Below are 21,128 nucleotides of genomic sequence, written 5' to 3'. Positions count from 1 at the left end.
GAGGAAAAGGGCAAATGGAAGTAGCTCGTGAAGTATTAGAAGATGAACTAGGGCTTGTTATACCAATTGCGGGTTTAGCAAAGGATGACAAGCATAATACATCGCAGCTATTGTTTGGTGATCCGCCAGAAGTGATCGCCTTAAAGCGTACAAGTGATGGTTTTTATTTGTTACAACGAATTCAAGATGAAGTCCATCGCTTTGCTATTACGTTCTTGCGTCAACAGCATGAGAAGCATGCTATTCAATCTGTCCTTGATCAAATCGAAGGGATAGGACCTAAACGTAAGCAACAGTTGCTTAAACATTTTGGGTCAGTCAAAAAAATTCGAGAGGCGAGCGAACTAGCTTTACAGGAGGCTGGGATGCCTGCTAAGTTAGCAAGCCAAATTTACTCCTATTTTCAGCAAGAATCGTTGTCAAAGGAATAGACATGTGCTAAGGTTGTAAATAACATTGTTGTTCAATGTTAAACAGCCCTTTGGACGGCTAGTTAGTGGACGCCAGGGCTAATAAATTTAATACTTCACTTTTAAGGTGATGATAGAGGTGCAAGATTCAAGAATAGCACAATGGAGGATGAACAAGTCCAGAGACATTGTGTGAAAGGGGAGCTTGCCGAAGTACAGCATTGTTGTTTCCTTTGTTGTACTGGTTTTGCATTTAAGAAATGTAAGACTGTCGATTCTAAACGTTTCGGAGAGCTATCACACATGCGCAAGTTACGATTATTGTACATGTTATAAGCAGCTTTCACGTTATGTGGAAGTTGCTTTTTTAGTTTTCTAGAGACTGTTTTTACACTTCGAAGTTAAGTGAAATACGCAGACTGGAAAGGGGAACAAAAAAATGGCTAGAATTGTGATGAAGTTTGGAGGAGCTACAATAGCATCAACGGGCCACATCCAAGAAATGGCTCGAAAAGCTATTGCTGAGAAGGATAAAGGGTTTGATGTAGTAGTGGTAGTAGCGGCAATGGGACAAACTGCAAAAGACGTAAAGATGATGGTGAAGCGTTTCACTGACGATGTGTCAAAGCGAGAATTAGCTGCAGTGATGTCCACATGTACTCAATTATCTAGCTCTTTATTTGCTATTGCATTACAAGAAGCAGGCTATAAGGCAGTGTCATTAACTGGATGGCAGGCAGGTATTCATACGGATCGTATGTATCGACATGCACGTATAGACAATATAGATGTCCATCGTATTGAAGAACATTTTGAACAAGGCCAAATTGTAGTCATTGCTGGAGAACAGGGTGTTGACGACGATTATAATATAACAACTCTTGGAAAGGGTGGAGCGGAAACAACAGCTGTAGCTCTTGCCATAGGTTTAGAGGCAGAGAGAGTTGATATATATAGCAATGTGGATGGTGTTTATACAGCCGATCCACGCTATGTTACAAATGCCCAAAAGCTACAGGAAATTTCTTACGATGAAATGTTGGAACTATCCAATTTAGGTTCACATGTTATACATCCACGGGCAGTAGAGTTAGCGAAGAAGTTTCAATTACCAGTTATCATCCGCTCTAGTTCAGTAGAGTCGGTAGGTACTTTATTGAAGGAGGAAGTGGAAATGGAGAAAAATTTAGTAGTTCGCGGTGTAGCTTTTGAAGCAGATATTATTCGGTTAACAGTTGGGTATGATGCCTATAGCGAAGGTTCATTAGCCGATATGTTTACCATCCTAGCAGAAAATCGGATCAATGTAGATATTATTGTTCAAGCGATTATTGATGGATTAAAGCCGACTGTATCTTTTTCCATTTTAAAAGAGGAATTTGCGGAAGCATTGCGGGTTCTAGAAGATAGCAAAGTATCACTTGGCTTTAGCTTTGCTGACTTCGAAATAGGGTTAGCAAAAGTTTCCATTGTTGGTTCAGGTATGGCGTCTAATCCTGGTGTTGCTGCCCGTATGTTTGATCGATTACGCCATGAAAACATTCCCGTAAAAATGGTTAGTACATCTGAAATAAAAGTATCAGTTGTCGTACCACAGGATGATATGATCCGTGCAGCAAATGCATTACATGATGAATTTAATTTAGAGCAAGCACTTTATATATAATAATAGAAGAAACAGCATTTTATGTAATTGTTCGAAATGATAGGAAGAAAAAAGGATTGTCATCCCATATAAGGGAGGCAATCCTTTTCATTACTCTGTAGGGATGGTATTCATAATACGTTCCTTAACATCCCATTTGACAGTAAACATGACATGGTGTTGCTTTTCTCGTTTTTCTTCATAGCATTCTGTAAGATAGCCTTTAGCTAATTGAATTTGTTCAGCTATAAATCCCGCCTCAAGTCTAAAGCTACGTTGTTTGATTTGTAATATTTCTGGGTCATTAGTCAATTCGAAAATGCGACCATCCTTTGATTCTTTTAATAACGCTAATGTACCCCAACAGGCATCTGCGAAAAATGCGATAAGTTCGTCTTGACTTTTACATGGAAACTTACGTGCAAGCTCTTTACCTGCCCAATAAAGGACATCATCTTCATGTTTACCAAGTATAGAAGATAGAATATGATCGCGAATGATCTCATAACCAAATGATGAGATTGTAGGAGATGGAGTGTTTAACATTGTTATCCTTCTTTCTTAGAATATTCTTAAAATTTGGCGGTAATAAAGTAATGATAGATTTTTCGAGAAAAAACGACGCATCATGTACTATATTAGTTCTTTAATAAGCTCTATGAAAAACTCCGAGTTGCCTTGACGCTCGTAGCTCTTGAGAGTACAATAAACATGTCATAATATTGTACCATGATGAAATACACAGTCAATGAAGTATCATTTACAAAATGATGACTTCTTTTGTTGTGCTATTTTAAGTACTAAGGGGGGTAACAGTCTTGTCGAAAGATCGAGAGTTTTTATGGCGTCGCTTACATTCTCTACTTGGGATCATTCCAGTAGGTCTGTTTTTAACGATGCACCTGTTCATTAACTTTACAGCAACAGGCGGGGCAGAAAGTTACAACGATGCTACCGCAGTAATGGAAAAGATTCCATTCCTTATCCTAGTTGAATGGATTGTCATCTATATTCCATTAATGTTCCACGCATTCTATGGTGTTTACATTGCATTCACTGCTACACCAAACACAGGACGTTTCAGCACGTACCGTAACTGGATGTTCTCTTTACAACGTTTCACTGGTGTATTCCTAGTGATTTTCATTGCATGGCATATTTTCCAAACTCGTATTCAAAAAGCACTTGGCACACACGTTGATTACGACATGATGGCAAATATCGTGAATAATCCATTCATGCTTGGATTCTACATTGTTGGTATTTTATCAGCAACTTTCCACTTATCTAACGGTTTATGGGCATTCCTAGTAAGCTGGGGTATTACACAATCTCCTCAGTCTCAAAAGATTGCTACTTACGTAACAAACATTATTTTCGTAATTCTAAGTGTAGTTGGTGTGGCTGCTATTTTAGCTTTCGTTTAATTCCATAGAAGCTAGGATAGACACATGCAATCATTGCAATTTTTTAAGAGGAGTGAGAAATAATCATGGCGAAAAGCAAAATAATTGTTGTCGGCGGTGGTCTTGCCGGTCTGATGGCAACGATTAAAGCAGCTGAAGTTGGTACTGAAGTTGATTTATTCTCATTAGTTCCTGTAAAACGCTCACACTCTGTTTGTGCGCAAGGCGGAATTAATGGTGCGGTAAATACAAAAGGTGAAGGGGATTCTCCATGGATCCACTTTGATGATACAGTATATGGTGGGGACTTCTTAGCGAACCAACCACCAGTTAAAGGTATGTGTGATGCAGCACCTGGCATTATTCACTTAATGGACCGTATGGGTGTTATGTTCAACCGTACACCAGAAGGACTTTTAGACTTCCGTCGTTTTGGTGGTACACTACACCACCGTACAGCTTTCTCTGGTGCTACAACTGGACAACAATTACTATACGCACTTGACGAGCAAGTTCGTTCACACGAAGTAGCTGGTTTAGTAAATAAATATGAGCACTGGGAATTCCTTGGTGTTATTATCGACGAAGACGGCGTTTGCCGTGGCATCGTAGCGCAAGATATGCGTACAGAAGAAATTAAATCATTCCGTGCAGACGCTGTTATTATGGCGACTGGTGGCCCTGGTATTATCTTCGGTAAAACAACAAACTCTGTTATTAATACAGGTTCTGCTGCTTCTATCGTATACCAACAAGGTGCTTCTTATGCGAATGGTGAGTTCATTCAAATTCACCCAACAGCGATTCCTGGAGATGACAAAAACCGTCTAATGTCAGAATCTGCTCGTGGTGAAGGTGGTCGTATTTGGACTTATAAAGACGGTAAACCTTGGTACTTCTTAGAAGAAAAATACCCAGCTTATGGTAACTTAGTACCGCGTGATATTGCAACACGTGAAATTTTCGACGTTTGTGTAAACCAAAAACTTGGTATCAACGGCGAAAACATGGTATATCTAGATCTTTCTCATAAAGATCCACATGAATTGGACGTTAAACTTGGTGGTATCATCGAAATCTACGAAAAATTCGTAGGGGATGACCCACGTAAATTACCAATGAAAATCTTCCCAGCTGTTCACTATTCAATGGGTGGATTATGGGTTGACTATAACCAAATGACTGAAATTCCTGGTCTATTTGCAGCAGGTGAATGTGATTACTCACAACACGGTGCAAACCGTCTTGGCGCAAACTCATTACTATCTGCTATCTACGGTGGTATGGTTGCAGGACCAAACGCAGTAGATTATGTAAAACATCTTAAAAAGCATGCTGAAGATCTTCCACAAGACCTTTATGATGCTCGCGTAAAAGAAGAACAAGCTAAATGGGAAGCTATCATGAAAATGGATGGCACAGAAAACGCTTACTTACTTCACAAAGAGCTTGGTGAAATGATGACTGCTACAATGACTGTAGTACGTTACAATGATCAGCTTGAAGAAACACTGAAAAAACTTGATGAGCTAACTGAGCGTTGGAATAATATCAACATTAACGATACGCAAAAATGGAGTAACCAAGGTGCACACTTCACACGTCAACTTAAGAATATGATAGTTCTTGCGAAAGTAATGACAAAAGGTGCATTATTACGTAATGAATCACGTGGAGCACACTATAAACCTGATTTCCCTAACCGTGATGATGAGAACTTCTTAAAGACAACAATGGCGAAGTTTGACCCAACTACTGGTAACCCAATTATCACGTACCAAGAAGTCGACGTTTCTTTAATCCCACCACGTAAACGTGACTACTCTGCGAAAGGAGACTAAAAGTTATGCAAATCGCAGCTAATACTGGAAGAATGGTTAAAGTGGAAATCTTACGTCAAGATACACAAGGCGGCAATAGCTACTGGCAAAAATTCCAAGTACCTTACCGTCATGGTATGAACGTAATTTCAATTTTAATGGAAATTCAAAAAAACCCTGTTACTGAAAATGGTGAAAGCACAACGCCAGTAACTTGGGATATGAACTGTTTAGAAGAAGTTTGTGGTGCATGTTCAATGGTAATCAATGGACGTCCACGTCAATCATGTTCAACACTTGTTGACCAATTGACAGAGCCAATTAAACTTGAGCCAATGAAAACATTCCCTGTTATTCGTGACTTACAAGTTGACCGTGAACGTATGTTCAATGCACTTAAAAAAGTTAAAGCATGGGTACCAATCGATGGTACTTATGATTTAGGTGAAGGTCCACGTATGCCAGAAGGTAAACGTCAATGGGCTTATGAATTATCTAAATGTATGACTTGTGGTGTATGTATGGAAGCATGTCCAAACGTGTCTGAAAAAGCTTCATTCATCGGACCAGCTCCATTATCACAAGTACGTCTTTTCAATACTCACCCAACAGGTGCAATGATTAAAGATGAACGTTTAAATGCTATTATGGGTGATGGCGGCCTTGCAAACTGTGGTAACTCTCAAAACTGTGTTGCTGCATGTCCAAAAGGTATTCCTTTAACAACATCTATCGCTTCACTTAACCGTGCAACTACAGTGCAAATGTTCCGTAACTTCTTCGGTTCTGATCACTACGTAGACTAATATCGGATAAGCGGGCTTTCAAACTCCCTTACACTTTTGTGTGAGGGAGTTTTTTATATTTATAGAAACCAATCTAATGATGTAATGGGTAGCAATATTTGCAATAAAAATAGGTAAATAGTGAATTTTTCTATGCTAATAAAGCAATTTCTTTTATAATGAATATTGATTCATTTACTATTTGCCATGATTAATAAAAGTGCAAATGCATTACTCGACTTAAAATAGGAGTGGCAAACAATGAAAAGGGGATGTGTAACATGAAGGCAAAATATATTGAAAATTTACAAGAGTGGCAAAAGGATTTTTCCTTTTATAGTGAGGTACGTGTACGTTTTTCGGAAACGGATATGTACGGGCATATGAACAATACCGTTAGCTTTACATATTTTGAGCAAGCAAGAATTGATTATTTTCGTCATTTAGGTATTTTAATGCCTTCAGCAGTGGATGAAGGTGTAAAAGCTATACCGATAGTAGCTGATTTACAATGTGATTATGTAAAACAAGTTTTCTTTGATGATGTTCTACGAATTTACACAAAGATAGCGAATGTCGGGAATTCTTCAATGGACATTCATTATCTAGCAAAAAATCAGAAGAATGAAATATGCTTTACAGGTCGCGGAACAATTGTGCAAATGGATCCTCGAACAGGCAAGAGTGTGCCGATTTCAGAGGAGGAGAGAGCTCATTTAATTAGTCTAGCAATTATTTCTCAGTAAAAAGTGTAAATAGAGAGGAGTGTAGTCATCTTGTTCAATTTCGTGATAGCTGTTTGCGAGTAAACCGCTAACCAAACTACATTGGCAATCATCTCGACGCTTAATTGTGGTGAGATATGGACCCAATAAACAGAAAACGAACGTATGTGTCGAAGCAATTTCCGAAATTTTTAAAGAAAACATGTAATAATCATGCAAATAGCCGTCACCGCTTCAAGCCCCTTAACATAAGTTACAATACGTGCGGGGGAGGAGGGTGTAACTGAATGAATGGCTCTCATCATCGTTCTCTTTTAACAAACCGAGAACGTGAAATATTTGCGCTTTTATTAGCTGAAAAAACAACGAGAGATATTGCAGAGCAGCTTGGTATTAGTGAAAAAACAGTGCGGAATCACATTTCCAATACAATTCAAAAGCTAGGTGTAACGAATCGATCTCAGGCGTTAATTGAGCTGTTACGCTTGGAAGAATTTAAATTAGACTAATGGACACTTGCTATTTCGTGAAAAAAACGACAAAATAGAACTATTCAACGTATTTTTAGGAGTGAAATAGTTATATGTCGGATGAAGTAACAAAGCACTCACCTGAAACCGTTGCAACGGTTGAAAAGGAATTACGCTATATAGCGGCCATCGTGAAGCAAAAGGGAAGAGAGATTGTTTCCGATTATGCGATCACGCCGCCACAATTTGTTGCATTACAGTGGTTAGAAGAGCTTGGTGATATTACAATTGGCGAATTATCAAACCGTTTATATTTAGCTTTTAGTACGACAACCGATTTAGTGGACCGTATGGAGAAAAATGAATTAGTCAAGCGTGTGCGTGATGAAAATGATCGCCGTGTCGTTGTCGTTCATCTTCTCGAAAAAGGCGAACGTATTATTCAAGAAGTTATTGAAAAAAGACAGCAATATTTGCAAGAGATGCTTGTTGGTTTTAATGAACAAGAAGTCGCGCAATTATCAAGCTATTTAGAAAAACTACATGTACACATGAAACAGGATTGAGGCGGAAAGTATGAATGCCCCGATAGGCGTTATTGACTCAGGAGTAGGCGGTTTAACCGTAGCAAAAGAAATTATGAAGCGATTGCCAAATGAAACGATCTATTATATTGGCGATACAGCAAGATGTCCGTATGGTCCAAGAAGTCGTCAGGAAGTACGGAATTTTACATGGCAAATGGCAAAAGCACTTGAAAAAATGAATATTAAGATGCTTGTTATTGCTTGTAATACAGCGACTGCAGTAGCACTCGAAAGTTTACAAAGAAATATGCCTTTTCCGGTACTAGGTGTTATAAATGCTGGCGCACGTGCAGCTGTAAAGAAAACGAAGCGACATGAAGTCGTTGTGCTTGCAACAGAAGGAACAATAAAAAGTGGGGCGTATGAAGAAGCCTTATTGTCACTTAATACGTCAACTCATATTATTCCACTAGCTTGTCCAACATTCGTACCACTTGTAGAAAGTGGCGAATACAAAGGTGACTTTGCTAATCAACTGATAGCGGAAGGCTTAAAGCCGTTGAAAAATCAACAATTCGATACGGTTATTTTAGGATGTACACATTATCCTATCCTACAAAAACAAATTGAAGCTGTTGTCGGAGAAGATGTTAATGTACTCTCTTCTGCGGAAGAAACAGCAAAGGATGTTCAAGAAATGTTAGCGTATAACGGCACTTTAGCAAACGCAAATACGGTGCCTGCTCATAAATTTTTTGCAACCGGTTCTGTTCCAATTTTCCGTTCGATTGCTGAGAATTGGCTAGGGCAAGGTACTCTTGACATAAAACGTATGACATTAAAATAAAAAATCAGCTTAGCAACTGGCTAGGCTGATTTTTGCCGTTTTCAGCATCATACATAAGCCGACGAGTACTTTTTTGATGAAACAAATTATGATAAGATGAGTGCGCGAAAGCTTTTAGGAGGAACGAAATATATGACAAGATTCGATGGAAGAAATGCAGACGGGCTACGACCGATAAAAATGGATAGTGAGTATCTTTTACATCCAGAAGGCTCCGTATTGATTCAAGTGGGAAACACAAAAGTAATTTGCACAGCTACAATTGAAGACAAAGTACCTGGCTTTTTACGTGGGCAAGGAAAAGGATGGATTACTGCTGAGTATTCAATGCTCCCTCGTGCAACAGCTCAACGTACACCTCGTGAATCTTCTCGTGGGAAAGTCAATGGACGTACGATGGAAATTCAGCGCTTAATTGGGCGTTCATTGCGTGCTGTAGTGGATTTAGAAGCATTGGGAGAACGTACAGTATGGATTGACTGTGATGTCATTCAAGCAGATGGAGGCACTCGTACAGCATCCATTACAGGTGCATTTGTTGCCATGACACAAGCTATTGCTAAATTTGCTGAAGAAAAGCCATTCGAGAAATTCCCAGTAACAGACTTTTTAGCAGCAACTAGTGTAGGTATCGTAGAAGAGCAGGGTGCCATTTTAGATTTAAATTATGTTGAAGATGTAGCTGCTGCTGTTGATATGAACATTGTGATGACAGGTGCAGGGCGATTTGTTGAATTACAGGGAACTGGCGAAGAAGCAACCTTTTCCCGTGAAGAACTGAATGAATTGTTAGCGTTAGGTGAAAAGGGCATTCAGCAATTAGTAGAGCTCCAAAAAACAACACTTGGTGAACTAGCAAACAAGGTTGGAGGGAATCAATAATATGAAACAAGTAGTAATCGCAACGAAAAATAAAGGAAAAGCAAAGGATTTCGAAGCATTATTTGGACCACTTGGTTATGAAGTAGTAACAATGTTTGAAGTGGCACCAGAAATGGAAATAGAAGAAACAGGGACAACGTTTGAAGAAAATGCAATCTTAAAAGCAGAAGCCTTAGCAAAAGAGCTTGGTACGATTGTGATTGCTGATGATAGTGGTTTAGCAGTAGATGCTTTAAATGGTGAACCAGGCGTGTATTCTGCTCGCTATGCTGGCGATCATGATGATGAAGCAAACATGATAAAACTATTAGAAAATTTACAAGGGGTCGAAGATGATAAACGTACAGCACGTTTTTGCTGCTGCATTGCTATAGCAGGTCCCGAATTTGTAACAACAACGGTCTTTGGTACATGTGAAGGTGTCATTGCACATGAAAAACGTGGAACGAACGGGTTTGGTTATGATCCTATCTTTTTCGTACCAAGCTTAAACCGTATGATGGCAGAGCTTTCTCCAGAAGAAAAAGGAGCAATTTCTCATCGTGGCAATGCCATTCGCAAGTTAAAGGAGCAATTACCGAATCTTATAAAATAAGAGGTGATATCCATGAAAATACTTGTTATGAGTGATACACATGGTGACAGCCAAGTCATTGAAAGAGTAAAGGGTTTTTATCCAGAAATAGACACTGTGATTCATTGTGGAGATAGTGAACTTCCTTTCGCGCATGAGTCATTAGCGGGAATGATAAAAGTACGTGGGAACTGTGATCATGAGAAGGCTTATCCAGAAGAAGAAATTTTCATGAATAATGACGTAAGGATTTTTATAACCCATGGTCATTTGTTCAATGTGAAAAATTCCATTCTTTCATTATCCTATCGGGCTAAAGAGCTAGATGCACAAATTGTGTGCTTTGGTCATTCCCATATCCTCGGTGCTGAAATGATAGATGATATTTTATTTTTAAATCCTGGAAGCTTATTAAAACCACGTGGTTGCAAAGAGAAAAGCTTTGCTATTGTGGAAATAGAGGCTTCTACATTTAAAGTGGCATTCTGGACTGACGATCACCAATGTATAGCTAGTCATACATTTCAAAGAAAATAAGAGGAAATGAATCCGCAAGACTTCCGAAGTTATTGCGGATTTTTATATTGACTATGAATAGTGGTAAAATTGTCTATGAATGAAAGATGATGAAATAGAAAAAATAAACTCAAAAGGAACCAAAGGAGACATCATGAAAAAGACAATTGGCTGGCATTTTGATAATAGTTATGTTCGACTACCAAGTATTTTTTATTCCGACATTTCATTAAATCCTGTACGTTCACCAAAACTGGTGTTGCTTAATGAAGCAGTAGCAACATCACTTGGCCTAGACATTGAAGCTTTACAAGATGAGGAGGCAGTAGCCATTTTGGCTGGTAGTAAAATCCCAGAAGGTGGCGAACCAATTGCGCAGGCTTATGCAGGACATCAATTCGGTCATTTTAATATGCTAGGTGACGGTCGGGCGCTGCTATATGGTGAACAAATAACCCCCCATAATGAACGCTATGATATCGCATTAAAAGGTTCCGGTAGAACACCTTATTCTCGTGGTGGTGATGGAAGAGCTGCATTGGGTCCAATGTTAAGGGAGTATATTATAAGTGAGGCGATGTACGCGTTAGGAATTCCTACTTCCCGCTGTTTAGCAGTCGTGACTACCGGTGAAACGATTATGCGTGAAACTGAACTGCCAGGTGCTATTGTCACACGAATTGCCAGTAGCCATTTGCGTGTAGGAACCTTTCAATTTGCCGCAAACTGGGGGACGGATGAGGAGCTTCAGCTCTTAGCTGATTATGCATTAGAGCGACATTTCCAAGCAGATTTAGGAGACCAAAATCGTTATCTTTATTTTCTACAGGAAGTAATCAAAAAACAAGCGTCTCTTATAGCTAAGTGGCAATTAGTTGGCTTTATCCATGGTGTGATGAATACAGATAATATGACGATTAGTGGTGAAACGATTGATTATGGCCCTTGTGCGTTTATGGACACCTATGATCCAGCGACAGTATTTAGCTCAATTGATCATCAAGGTCGTTATGCTTATGGCAACCAGCCAAATATAGGTGGCTGGAATGTCACACGCTTGGCTGAAGCGTTACTCCCTTTAATTCATGAAGATCAGGAAGAAGCTATTCAACTGGCACAGGATGTTCTGCAACAATATCCCCAGCTGTATACTCAAAATTGGATGAAGGGGATGCGTGCTAAGCTAGGATTATTTACTGAAGAACAAGAGGATGCAGCATTAATTGAAGAACTTTTGCAGCTCATGCAACAATACAAAGCAGACTATACAAATACATTTATCGCGTTAACATTTGACCAGGTAAATGAATCTGAGTTAACTACTGCATCAGCTTTTAAAGAATGGTATCAAAAATGGCAAGCGCGATTAGAGAGGCAGGAGCAGACGAAAGAAATGTCACAACAATTAATGCAACAGCATAATCCTGCTGTTATTCCACGCAATCACAGAGTAGAAGAGGCATTAGAAGCGGCAGTAGAACGAGGGGATTATAGTGTGATGAACAACTTATTAAAAGTCCTTGCGCAGCCCTACGCCCATACAAAAGAGCAACAGAACTATGCTTCATTGCCTGAATCGTGTAGTCAACCATATCGCACTTTTTGTGGCACTTAAAAAAGAGAGGATACCGCCTCTCTTTTTTTATTGCACAAAGGCACCCTCAAGAATTCAAGTGCATACCCTATGTATGAATAAAGATAAAGGAGAATGGGTTCGGTGCATCAATATTCAAAAGGTTGGTTTGTCAAAAAATTACGAGCACAGGGGATAATGGTACATCCCCAATACAAAAGTCATTTAGGTTTGTATAAAGAATCTGAATTACGTAATTTATATTATCGTTATGTTGAAATAGAATCTGCTGAGCAAGATAAATAGTTCGTTTGTTTGAATAACTCCTTTCTAGGAAAAACTAGTCGTTAGAAAGGAGTTTTATTATGTGGATGATGACACAAACATGGCAAGATGTATTATTCTTACATTGGCCTATATCTCCCCAAGAACTACAAAAATATATACCGAATGAGTTACAGCTCGATCTCTTTGAAGAGAATGCTTGGCTTAGTGCTGTCCTTTTTAAAGTTCATCGACATCGACTTCGCTTTCTACCGCCCATCCCTGGCATGAATAACTATTTACAGTTGAATGTCCGAACATATGTCAAGTATAACGGTAGGAAAGGAATATATTTTTTTCATCTAGATGTGACTAATTATTTACTATCAAAGGTAACGGCAATCGGGAGCTTACCATATCGTTATTCACAATTAGTAGGCAAACAAATTAATCATCACTTTTCTTATACAAGCCATTACAAGGCATGTGATGAAAGATTAAAAGTTACTTTTACATTGGGGGATCATACAGCCACGAATTTTGATCACTGGATCGTAGAACGTTATCATTCATGGTCAAAATACAACAATAAACTGCTTCGTATTGATATCCACCACTCACCTTGGGAGTTGCAACGAGCCAGAGTAACCATTCAAAGCAATTCACTCGCTTCCTTTATGAAAAAAACTTTTCAACATATGGAGCCTATTGCCCATTATGCCAAGAACAAGGTGGCTAGAGTTTTCCCACCAGTAATGGAACATAAAAAGCTTACGTAATTAAAAGAGGTAACAAAATTGCATCACAATGGCGCTGGCAATCATATCAGACATCGCAAGTGCCTCTGCTTCAATTTCATCAAAAACCTCTACATCTGCTTGATAATCTTTTTGTATCATCGTCACCGCTTCATTTTTCGTTAAAGCTAAATGCGTATAAAACATTTTTTGTACAGCTTCTCTACTTAAATAAGGATTGATTGTATGCAAAAATATGGCAATATCATCTGCATTGCGATACCATTCTTTTTCTTTCACTTCCGCTGTTGAAGCATCTCCTTTAGCAGCTGCTGTTACTAATTGTGCAGCAATAAGTAAATGCTCCTTAATTAAGGCCGCATAGCGATCTGCTACAGAGTCACCGTAAAAGGGCCGTAGACAATTCCCTAAATCGGTTGCATTTCGTAGCAAACGCTGTTGCACAAAAGGTAAATCAGGTAAATTAAAGACAATGCTGATGATCGTCATCCGTGTCCAATTCACATGCTCCATCCAGAGTAAGCGATTCATGGCCATAAAATCTGCTTCGTTTTTACTGATACAACGACGATAATCATTGGAATTTAAAATGTGTCGAATCGGTGCCGTATATTGACCATAGGGACCTTGGTACAGCTGGCTTAAAGTAAAACCATTTGAATAGGGGTACAAGGCTTCACTCCTTCTTGTTTTTTCTCCTACAGTAGCATACTCCGCACAATCTCTAAGTATGAAGAACAAGAAAGTAAAGGAGATTATGATTACTCTTCGTAAATCATCTTTTTGGTCATACCACCATCAACGGTAATATTAATGCCTGTCACAAAATTATTCTGCGGATTGGTTAAATAGAGACAAGCCTGTGCGATATCCTCTGGTACACCAACCCTTCCCGACAAATGCTGCGCATGATCTATTGGACGAAGAGCTGCATAATCGCCCGTTTCAATCCAACCAGGCGAAATACAATTCACAGTAATCTGATCAGGCCCTAAAGATCGGGCTAAAGCATGGGTTAATGCCACAATTCCACCTTTTGTAGCCGCATAGGCTTCTGTATCAGGCTCAGACATTTCCGCTCGCGTCGAAGCCAATGAAACAATCGCACCACCCTTCGCATTGTGTCTCATCACCTTTGCTGCCTCTCTTGCACAAAAAAAGGTACTCGTTAAATTCGTATGCAAAAGATCACTCCACTCCTCAAACGTCACATCATAAGGAGATTTATGCTGAAACTTTCCAGCGTTATTAATTAAAATATGAATCGTCCCGTATTGCTCAACAGCTCGTTGCATTAAATGAACGATCTCCTCTTCCTTCGTCACATCCGTGTGAACAAATAATACAGAGTAGCCTTTAGCAAGCAGATCCTGTTCTAATTGTTGACCAAGCCCTTCATTTAAATCGGCAATCACTACTTTTGCTCCCTGTCGTGCATAGGCATGAACAATACCTTTCCCAATCCCCTGTGCACCACCTGTGACAATAACAACTGAATCCTTAAACATCAAACATACCTCCAAGTTTTTATCGCCAATAGTGTAGCAAAATTTTTTATATTCGTCCCTTTAGAAGGTGAAGAGATGGTATAATCGATACTATCACAGCATATGATAAAAAATATGAGGCAAACCTTGCCTACATAGTAAAATTAATGTTGACATTATGCTATAAAGTACATATAATAAATATTGTCCTTCCTATGGAATACATAAGAAACGACATCATGTCTCAGTAGCTCAGCTGGATAGAGCAACGGCCTTCTAAGCCGTCGGTCGGGGGTTCGAATCCCTCCTGGGACGTCAATAACAAATCAAAGGTTAATTTTTAACCAAATTGAAAAGCGCTTGAAACCTTATGAATACAGGGTTTTGAGCGTTTTTTGTTTATATTAATACTTTTAAGAATCGCATTGAATGACATATAAAAAATAAATTAGGTAAACAAAATGTAAACATGGTGAACAAAGAAATTAAGATGAATAAACATTAATCGCTATCTCTTCATCTCGTTCTTCCATTTCTTTTAATACATGCGAATAGTGATCAAGTGTTGTTTGAATATCTGAATGTCCTAATCGTTTAGAAACAGAATGAATATTAGCTCCTTTATAAATTAAGACACTCGCATGTGTGTGTCGTAAACCATGAATGGAGATATGTTCGATTTCTAATGCATCTAGGGTTTTTCGTAATAATTTATTTGCACCTTCATTTGTTACTGTTTTAACGGACGATTGTCTATAAAAAACCAAATTGTTTTCATTTTCAGGTATTGCTAATATTAGTTTTTTAAATTCATTCATAACTTTCTTATCAATAGATATTTTTCTTTCTGATTGTTCATTTTTTAATGGTCCAAAACCAGTTCCTCTTTTGTAGTCCCAAGCTCTATAAACCTTTATTTGATTCGTTTTAAAATCGAAACAATCTGTGGTTAGTCCTGTTAGTTCACCAAATCTTAATCCTGATACAAGACCTAATAAAATTAAATGGTAAGTACTTGTGGAAGGCGATAAACGATTAAATAACTCTTTGTACAAATTCACGCTATCATTATAGTTCAAATGTTTATCTTCACTCTTTTTAACATTATTAGTAGCGTTTAATTCCACCTTGCGAGTGAAGTCTATTGTTATATATCCTTCCTCAATTGCGTCTCTTACACACGCTCGTATGTGTGTATTAAGCTTCCTAACAGTCTCCTTCGATTTACCTTTACCATATTCATTTAAAAACATTTGGTAATCAGCTCGAGTAATTTTTTGAATCGGTTTATCTTTAAAATATTCCTTAACACGTTCAACAGAATTTGAATAACGGTTATATGTGTTAATATGTTTGTTGGATTTATACAATTCAATCCATTCTTCAAAATAACTTGAAAATGGTTTTTCTTTAACAATTACTTGATTACCTTTTTTTAATAATAATTCTTTTTCTGCAGCTGCTATTTGTGCTTCTCTTTTAGTAGCAAAACCACCTTTAGAAATAGGCTTTCTTTTGCCATCCACATAGTGATTAATCATATATTGCCATGTGCTACCACGTTTTGTGATACTAGCCATATAAATTCTCCTTTCATGCATATAAGAAAAGAGCAAGCGGAATTGCTTGCCCTATGTATTTAAAATGGTAATTCTTCTCTTTGTAATGGGTTGTAATTCCATGCTGTTAAATGACCGTCATTCATAAACCTAGATGGATTTCCACATTTATGACAATAACGAGCATTTCCAGCTAAAATAGTTCCACAAGATTCCTTTATTATATAATCTTGATCGTTAAAATCATCGTAACCTAAAACATGAGCGCATTCATTTACTAAATATGTAGAACAAACATTACAAAAATTTCCGTCGTAATCCAAATCTTCATTTTGACAACATGGCTATTAATTTATTAATGCAACAAGGTGTAGAGGTCATTATTGTAGACAGCCTTTCACATCAATGGCAGGGCGAAGGTGGAGTTGTTGAAACTCATGGTGGGATGCAAGGTAACTCATTTCAAAACTGGGGTAAGCTTGCTCCTGAATCTAGCAAGTTAGTAAAAGGTTTGACGACTGCAGCTGTTCACATGATTACAACTTTACGAGTAAAAAGTGATTATGTAATCGAGCTAGTTGATGGCAAGAATGTTCCTAAAAAAGTTGGTATGAAGCCAGTTCAAAAAGATGATATGGAATACGAGTTTGATACCGTGTTCTCTATTGGAATGGACCATATGGCGAGAGTAAGTAAAGACATCACTAATTTATTTGAAGACGATGAGTTTGTTATCACGCCTGAAATTGGTTCAAAGCTATATCGCTACCTTGAATTAGGCATCGATGTACAAGCAGAGGAACGAGCAAGACGTGAAGAGGAAGAAGCTAATCGTTTAAGCAATGTAGCCAAAATCCGCGAATTGTCTTCCACAGATGCTAATGTAGCTAAGATTGTTTCGGATTGCGAGTTTAAAGCAAATTTACAACTAGAAAATATGACCGTAGCTATGGTCGAAAAAATTATCAAATTAATTGGAGGAAAATAACATGTTCAAAATTAATCATGAAGAAGCAAAAGGCGGATTTGAATTAATCGCTATCGGTGACTATGAAGTAACTGTAATTAATTATGAAATGGGAAAATCAACAAATGGTAACAACAAAATTACAGTGGATTATGAAATTCGTTCAGATGTTCCGCAAAATCACCAAGGACAAAAAATCTTGTATGATAATTTTACAATCTCTGAAAAATCAATGTGGAGATTACAAGCCATTTCGAAAGCTGCTAAATTCCCTGATGGTCTAACATTCAATTCTTATAAAGAATGGGCAGATACATTGTTACACAAGAATTTAGTGGTTACAGTGGGGCATCGTGAATACAACGGAAACAAATATCCAGAGGTAAAAGGCTTTAAAGAATCACAGGTAGGAGCTCCAGCATCTCAAGGTGGCCCAATCGTTGTAGGTGAAGATGACGTTCCATTCTAAATAAAAATTAATAGGAGGTCTGTTTTTGGCAGACCTCTTTAATATTATGGCTACGTTACAACATCATGTCATAAAAATGTTTATAGATCTTTACAAACATACTTTTATGAAACCTTTTCCAAGTGGAGTTAGTTCTAAAATTCCTTTGGCCAAATTGCATTCTTTTTGAACTTTTGAGAAGTATTCAACTGTTTCTTTATGGAAAGTTGAATTTTTATAAAAATCGTATTTCTCTTCGTCTTTTAAATAATAATCATTTTCTTCAATCAAATTCAACCTTTTTAAATTTGATAATTCAATTGCGTATTCTTTACCAGAAATAATATCGTCAAGAAATCCTTTGAAAACTGGATAACCCAAATCAATAACAGATTCAGTCCCAGTTTTTGTGATTTTATAACGAACAATTGGTAGTGCAGTTTCATTGATAAATAGCTTAAGTATCTTTGCTTCAATCGGTGTAATTTGTTTTATTATCTCAACAAATGAATGGTGTGTGTTTGGTGATTTTGTTTTATCAAAGGAAGCTGCGACAATTTTGGCAAACATTTTACGTAATTCTTCTTCTTCAATATAAAACCGGGATGCTTCTAAAGCTGGTCCTATGATACTTAATTTAGGTTCCTGAAGATTTTCTTCTGGAATAGTTTCAATTTCTTGAATCAATGAGTTTTTGTAGCTTTCTAAATCAATTTGATGTTTAAATCTTAATTTATCGGCTGTTAAACCAAGTCTACCGAAAGTTAAATACCATAAATCATCAAAAGTTTTTCTAGGCTCTTTTGATTCTTTTGCTACTTCTTTAACTACATCTGTTGTTGCTTTAGTTATTGCACCAGTAATTATTGGGTCCATGCTTTTGTCTCCTTTAATTTATATATTTTGGTTATGCAATAACTAATATTGTACCAGAATTTATTTAAATATGAATATATTGTTAGTAATATTGGAGGGCAACAATGAAAGAACACTATGATTTTAATAGCATACCGTCAGAGCTTAAAGCCCTTGCCCAATGGATCCTCTGGCGGTCAGAGTTAGTAAATGGCAAGCCAACTAAGGTGCCATATCAAGCAAATGGGGAAAAGGCACAAGCAAATAACCGAAGTACCTGGGCTACATTTGCAACAGCAGTCAAATTCTATTTAGAAGGTGACTATGATGGCATAGGCTTCGTATTTAGCAGGCAGGACAACTATATAGGAATTGATATTGATAAGTGTGTTGTTGAAGGTAAGCCAAACACTTTTGCAACGGAGATCATTGACACTTTAGATAGTTACACAGAATTTTCGCCGAGTGGTAAAGGCCTTCATATCATCATCAAGGGTAGCCTTCCACAGTCTGTAGTGGGTACTGGTCGTAAAAGTGCAAAGCATGGATTAGAAATTTACCAATATGGTCGTTACTTCACCATGACTGGCAATCGTGAGAATTCCAATCAAATATATAATCGCACTGACGAGCTGGCAGAGATATTTGAAAAGTATTTTGATGATAGCGATATAAAAGGTCGCGTGAACCTCGCTGAATATGAAAATGATGAAATTAAACTTTCAAATGATGCGCTTTGGGAAAGAATGTTCAGGTCAAAGAGTGGCGATGAAATACGCTCGCTGTATATCGGAAATTTAATAAATGATGATCATTCATCTAGTGATTTAGCATTGTGTAATCATTTGGCATTTTGGACTGGTAAAAGCGCTTCTAGAATGGATTCAATGTTCCGAGAAACATCATTAATGCGTGATAAATGGGACCGAATCCACTTTAGTGATACAGGTGAAACGTATGGAGAAAGAACAATAGCAGAAGCTATTTCCTCCACTTCTACAACTGTGTTAGACCAGCAGCACTATGAAGAATTTTCGTTTGACTTCCATAGTGGTGATGAAGAGGTTGTGGAGGACAAACCGAAAAAGAAATTCCGTTTAACTGAACTAGGAAACGCTGAAAGAATAGCAGATGAATACGGCCATGCAATTAAATATGTGAATGATATGGGATGGCTTATTTGGGACGGCAAGCGATGGAAGATAGATAACAAAAAAGAAATTTATCGTATTGCAGCTAAGGTGTTACGAGGATTGTACAAATCCGAAGACGAAGGCGAGCAAAAATGGGCGAAGATGTGTGAACGATTAAATGTTCATAAAAATAGCTTGTCATTTTTAATGTCGCTAGTACCAGGTGATCGAGAAGAATTTGATCGTCATAAATATTTACTCAATGTAGAAAACGGAGTAGTAAATCTTAAAGATGGTAAATTACAGCCACATGATCGTGAGCTTGGCCTAACAAAAATAACGAATATTACTTTTGACGAATCAGCAAAATGCCCTGAATGGTTAAGTTTCTTAGAGCAAATATTCCAGGGTGACAAAGAGTTGATTGAGTACATGCAACGTTTAATAGGCTACAGCTTAACGGGTGAAATAAGCGAACAAATTATGGTCTTCCTAATTGGAGGGGGTAGTAATGGTAAATCAACGTTTATTAATACGATTAAGGACCTCATGGGCGAATACGGTAAACAAGCTAAATCGGACACGTTTATTAAGAAAAAGGAAACTGGTGCGAACAATGACATTGCAAGATTGGTCGGCAGCCGTTTTGTATCAGCGATTGAATCGGAAGATGGAGAACAATTGTCGGAGGCTTTTGTAAAGCAAATTACAGGTGGGGAACCAGTATTAGCACGTTTTCTACGACAAGAATATTTCGAGTTCATTCCAGAGTTCAAAGTATTCTTTACGACTAACCATAAACCAGTAATCAAGGGTGTTGACGAAGGTATTTGGAGACGTATTCGATTAATTCCATTTAACCTACAACTACCAAAGGAAAAGCGTGATAAAAAGTTACCTGAAAAGTTGTCACTCGAAATGCCAGGCATCCTGAATTGGGCTATCGAAGGTTGTTTGAAGTGGCAGCAGAAGGGGTTGAATGAGCCAAGGATCGTTATGAAAGCTACAGGTGATTATAAAGATGAAATGGACATTCTTGGACCGTTTATGTTTGAACGTTGCCATAAGCAAATAAACGCAAAGATTGAAGCGAAAGAATTATATGAAGTTTATTCAAACTGGTGTTACAGAAATGGCGAACACCAACTCAAAAATCGAGCGTTTTATAGAATTTTAGAATCACAAGGTTTTAAGAGAGAGCGTGGTGCTCAAAATAAATATTTCATTTATGGGGTTACTTTAATAGAGCGAAAAGATACTGTAATTCAGCAAAAGTTATTGGAAAATGACGAATCGGACGAAAAAGTTACGAAAAGTAACACTTTTAAAATCTCTTAGAAACCCTTATGTATCAACGGTTTGAAGGTTGTTTTTAATGATAATAATTACTTTTGTTATTTGTTTTGGATATTAATAAAAAATTAAAAAATAAAAAAAATATATATATATATATATATATATATATATATATATATAT

23 protein-coding genes, 1 tRNA gene and 1 riboswitch are annotated in these 21,128 nt (G+C 37.6%); of the genes, 19 read left to right on the top strand and 5 right to left on the bottom strand.

Features of this window, described 5'->3' with window-relative positions:
* Both RT445_RS16090 and RT445_RS16085 read left to right on the top strand, forming a co-directional pair.
* A partial coding sequence (locus RT445_RS16090) for a helix-hairpin-helix domain-containing protein (RefSeq protein WP_313470951.1) occupies positions 1-431 on the top strand: 431 nt, incomplete at its 5' end.
* A gap of 105 nt (positions 432-536) precedes the next feature.
* A riboswitch (Lysine riboswitch) is annotated at positions 537-715 on the top strand.
* Positions 716-849: 134 nt separating this feature from the next.
* A complete protein-coding gene (locus RT445_RS16085) occupies positions 850-2,076 on the top strand; it encodes an aspartate kinase (RefSeq protein ID WP_312507434.1) in 1,227 nt (408 codons plus the stop codon).
* 90 nt (positions 2,077-2,166) lie between these two features.
* On the opposite strand, the gene RT445_RS16080 is transcribed toward RT445_RS16085, so the two are convergent.
* On the bottom strand, positions 2,167-2,601 hold the full coding sequence (locus tag RT445_RS16080) for a YslB family protein (RefSeq protein ID WP_274794016.1): 435 nt from the start codon (positions 2,599-2,601) through the stop codon (positions 2,167-2,169).
* A gap of 272 nt (positions 2,602-2,873) precedes the next feature.
* Here RT445_RS16080 and RT445_RS16075 point away from each other — a divergent pair, with 272 nt between their 5' ends.
* The 13 genes from RT445_RS16075 (at position 2,874) to RT445_RS16015 (ending at position 13,223) form a co-directional block, all read left to right on the top strand.
* Entirely contained in the window at positions 2,874-3,482 is a 609-nt protein-coding gene (locus RT445_RS16075; RefSeq protein WP_274794015.1) for a succinate dehydrogenase cytochrome b558 subunit, read from the top strand.
* Between the two features lie 65 nt (positions 3,483-3,547).
* Complete coding sequence (gene sdhA, locus RT445_RS16070; RefSeq protein ID WP_274794014.1) at positions 3,548-5,302, top strand: succinate dehydrogenase flavoprotein subunit; 1,755 nt, start codon at positions 3,548-3,550, stop codon at positions 5,300-5,302.
* 5 nt (positions 5,303-5,307) lie between these two features.
* A complete protein-coding gene (gene sdhB / locus RT445_RS16065) occupies positions 5,308-6,087 on the top strand; it encodes a succinate dehydrogenase iron-sulfur subunit (protein ID WP_016991544.1) in 780 nt (259 codons plus the stop codon).
* A 260-nt stretch (positions 6,088-6,347) separates the two neighbouring features.
* Positions 6,348-6,812: an acyl-CoA thioesterase gene (locus RT445_RS16060; RefSeq protein ID WP_312507435.1), complete on the top strand. Its 465-nt coding sequence runs from the start codon at positions 6,348-6,350 to the stop codon at positions 6,810-6,812.
* Between the two features lie 266 nt (positions 6,813-7,078).
* On the top strand, positions 7,079-7,300 hold the full coding sequence (locus RT445_RS16055; RefSeq protein ID WP_004226437.1) for a helix-turn-helix domain-containing protein: 222 nt from the start codon (positions 7,079-7,081) through the stop codon (positions 7,298-7,300).
* Positions 7,301-7,374: 74 nt separating this feature from the next.
* Positions 7,375-7,827 (top strand): MarR family winged helix-turn-helix transcriptional regulator, encoded by a 453-nt coding sequence (locus tag RT445_RS16050; protein WP_016991542.1) that lies wholly within the window; start codon positions 7,375-7,377, stop codon positions 7,825-7,827.
* Positions 7,828-7,837: 10 nt separating this feature from the next.
* Entirely contained in the window at positions 7,838-8,635 is a 798-nt protein-coding gene (gene racE / locus RT445_RS16045) for a glutamate racemase (protein WP_274794012.1), read from the top strand.
* Between the two features lie 132 nt (positions 8,636-8,767).
* The gene (gene rph, locus RT445_RS16040) at positions 8,768-9,517 is read left to right on the top strand and encodes a ribonuclease PH (RefSeq protein WP_274794011.1); all 750 of its coding nucleotides are present in this window, start codon (positions 8,768-8,770) and stop codon (positions 9,515-9,517) included.
* A gap of 1 nt (position 9,518) precedes the next feature.
* Positions 9,519-10,112 (top strand): XTP/dITP diphosphatase, encoded by a 594-nt coding sequence (locus tag RT445_RS16035; protein ID WP_313470944.1) that lies wholly within the window; start codon positions 9,519-9,521, stop codon positions 10,110-10,112.
* Between the two features lie 12 nt (positions 10,113-10,124).
* Complete coding sequence (locus RT445_RS16030) at positions 10,125-10,628, top strand: metallophosphoesterase (RefSeq protein ID WP_312507436.1); 504 nt, start codon at positions 10,125-10,127, stop codon at positions 10,626-10,628.
* A gap of 133 nt (positions 10,629-10,761) precedes the next feature.
* A complete protein-coding gene (locus RT445_RS16025; RefSeq protein ID WP_312507437.1) occupies positions 10,762-12,222 on the top strand; it encodes a protein adenylyltransferase SelO in 1,461 nt (486 codons plus the stop codon).
* 93 nt (positions 12,223-12,315) lie between these two features.
* On the top strand, positions 12,316-12,486 hold the full coding sequence (locus tag RT445_RS16020; RefSeq protein WP_274794007.1) for a DUF2639 domain-containing protein: 171 nt from the start codon (positions 12,316-12,318) through the stop codon (positions 12,484-12,486).
* A 59-nt stretch (positions 12,487-12,545) separates the two neighbouring features.
* Positions 12,546-13,223: a YqjF family protein gene (locus tag RT445_RS16015; RefSeq protein WP_312507438.1), complete on the top strand. Its 678-nt coding sequence runs from the start codon at positions 12,546-12,548 to the stop codon at positions 13,221-13,223.
* Here RT445_RS16015 and RT445_RS16010 read toward each other — a convergent pair whose 3' ends face one another.
* On the bottom strand, positions 13,224-13,874 hold the full coding sequence (locus RT445_RS16010) for a hypothetical protein (protein WP_274794005.1): 651 nt from the start codon (positions 13,872-13,874) through the stop codon (positions 13,224-13,226).
* A gap of 89 nt (positions 13,875-13,963) precedes the next feature.
* Entirely contained in the window at positions 13,964-14,710 is a 747-nt protein-coding gene (locus RT445_RS16005; RefSeq protein WP_274794004.1) for an SDR family NAD(P)-dependent oxidoreductase, read from the bottom strand.
* A 220-nt stretch (positions 14,711-14,930) separates the two neighbouring features.
* On the opposite strand from RT445_RS16005, the gene RT445_RS16000 reads away from it, so the two are divergent.
* A tRNA-Arg gene (locus RT445_RS16000) sits at positions 14,931-15,004 on the top strand.
* A 170-nt stretch (positions 15,005-15,174) separates the two neighbouring features.
* Here RT445_RS16000 and RT445_RS15995 read toward each other — a convergent pair.
* Positions 15,175-16,269 carry a site-specific integrase gene (locus RT445_RS15995; RefSeq protein ID WP_312507439.1) on the bottom strand — a complete coding sequence of 365 codons (1,095 nt, stop codon included), beginning with the start codon at positions 16,267-16,269 and terminating at the stop codon, positions 15,175-15,177.
* A gap of 319 nt (positions 16,270-16,588) precedes the next feature.
* Between RT445_RS15995 and RT445_RS15990 the strand changes: the two genes are divergently transcribed.
* Both RT445_RS15990 and RT445_RS15985 read left to right on the top strand, forming a co-directional pair.
* Positions 16,589-17,236, top strand: coding sequence for a DEAD/DEAH box helicase family protein (locus RT445_RS15990; protein ID WP_312507440.1), 648 nt, complete (start codon positions 16,589-16,591; stop codon positions 17,234-17,236).
* Position 17,237: 1 nt separating this feature from the next.
* Entirely contained in the window at positions 17,238-17,684 is a 447-nt protein-coding gene (locus RT445_RS15985; protein WP_312507441.1) for a DUF669 domain-containing protein, read from the top strand.
* 90 nt (positions 17,685-17,774) lie between these two features.
* Here RT445_RS15985 and RT445_RS15980 read toward each other — a convergent pair whose 3' ends face one another.
* On the bottom strand, positions 17,775-18,539 hold the full coding sequence (locus RT445_RS15980; protein WP_312507442.1) for a DUF4393 domain-containing protein: 765 nt from the start codon (positions 18,537-18,539) through the stop codon (positions 17,775-17,777).
* A 104-nt stretch (positions 18,540-18,643) separates the two neighbouring features.
* On the opposite strand from RT445_RS15980, the gene RT445_RS15975 reads away from it, so the two are divergent.
* The gene (locus RT445_RS15975) at positions 18,644-20,989 is read left to right on the top strand and encodes a phage/plasmid primase, P4 family (protein ID WP_312507443.1); all 2,346 of its coding nucleotides are present in this window, start codon (positions 18,644-18,646) and stop codon (positions 20,987-20,989) included.
* The last annotated feature ends 139 nt before the right edge of the window (positions 20,990-21,128 follow it).

The organism is Lysinibacillus sp. (genome assembly GCF_032093475.1).
In the GTDB taxonomy this organism is placed as follows: Bacteria; Bacillota; Bacilli; order Bacillales_A; family Planococcaceae; genus Lysinibacillus; species Lysinibacillus irui.
This window is presented reverse-complemented; position numbering and strand designations above follow the sequence as displayed.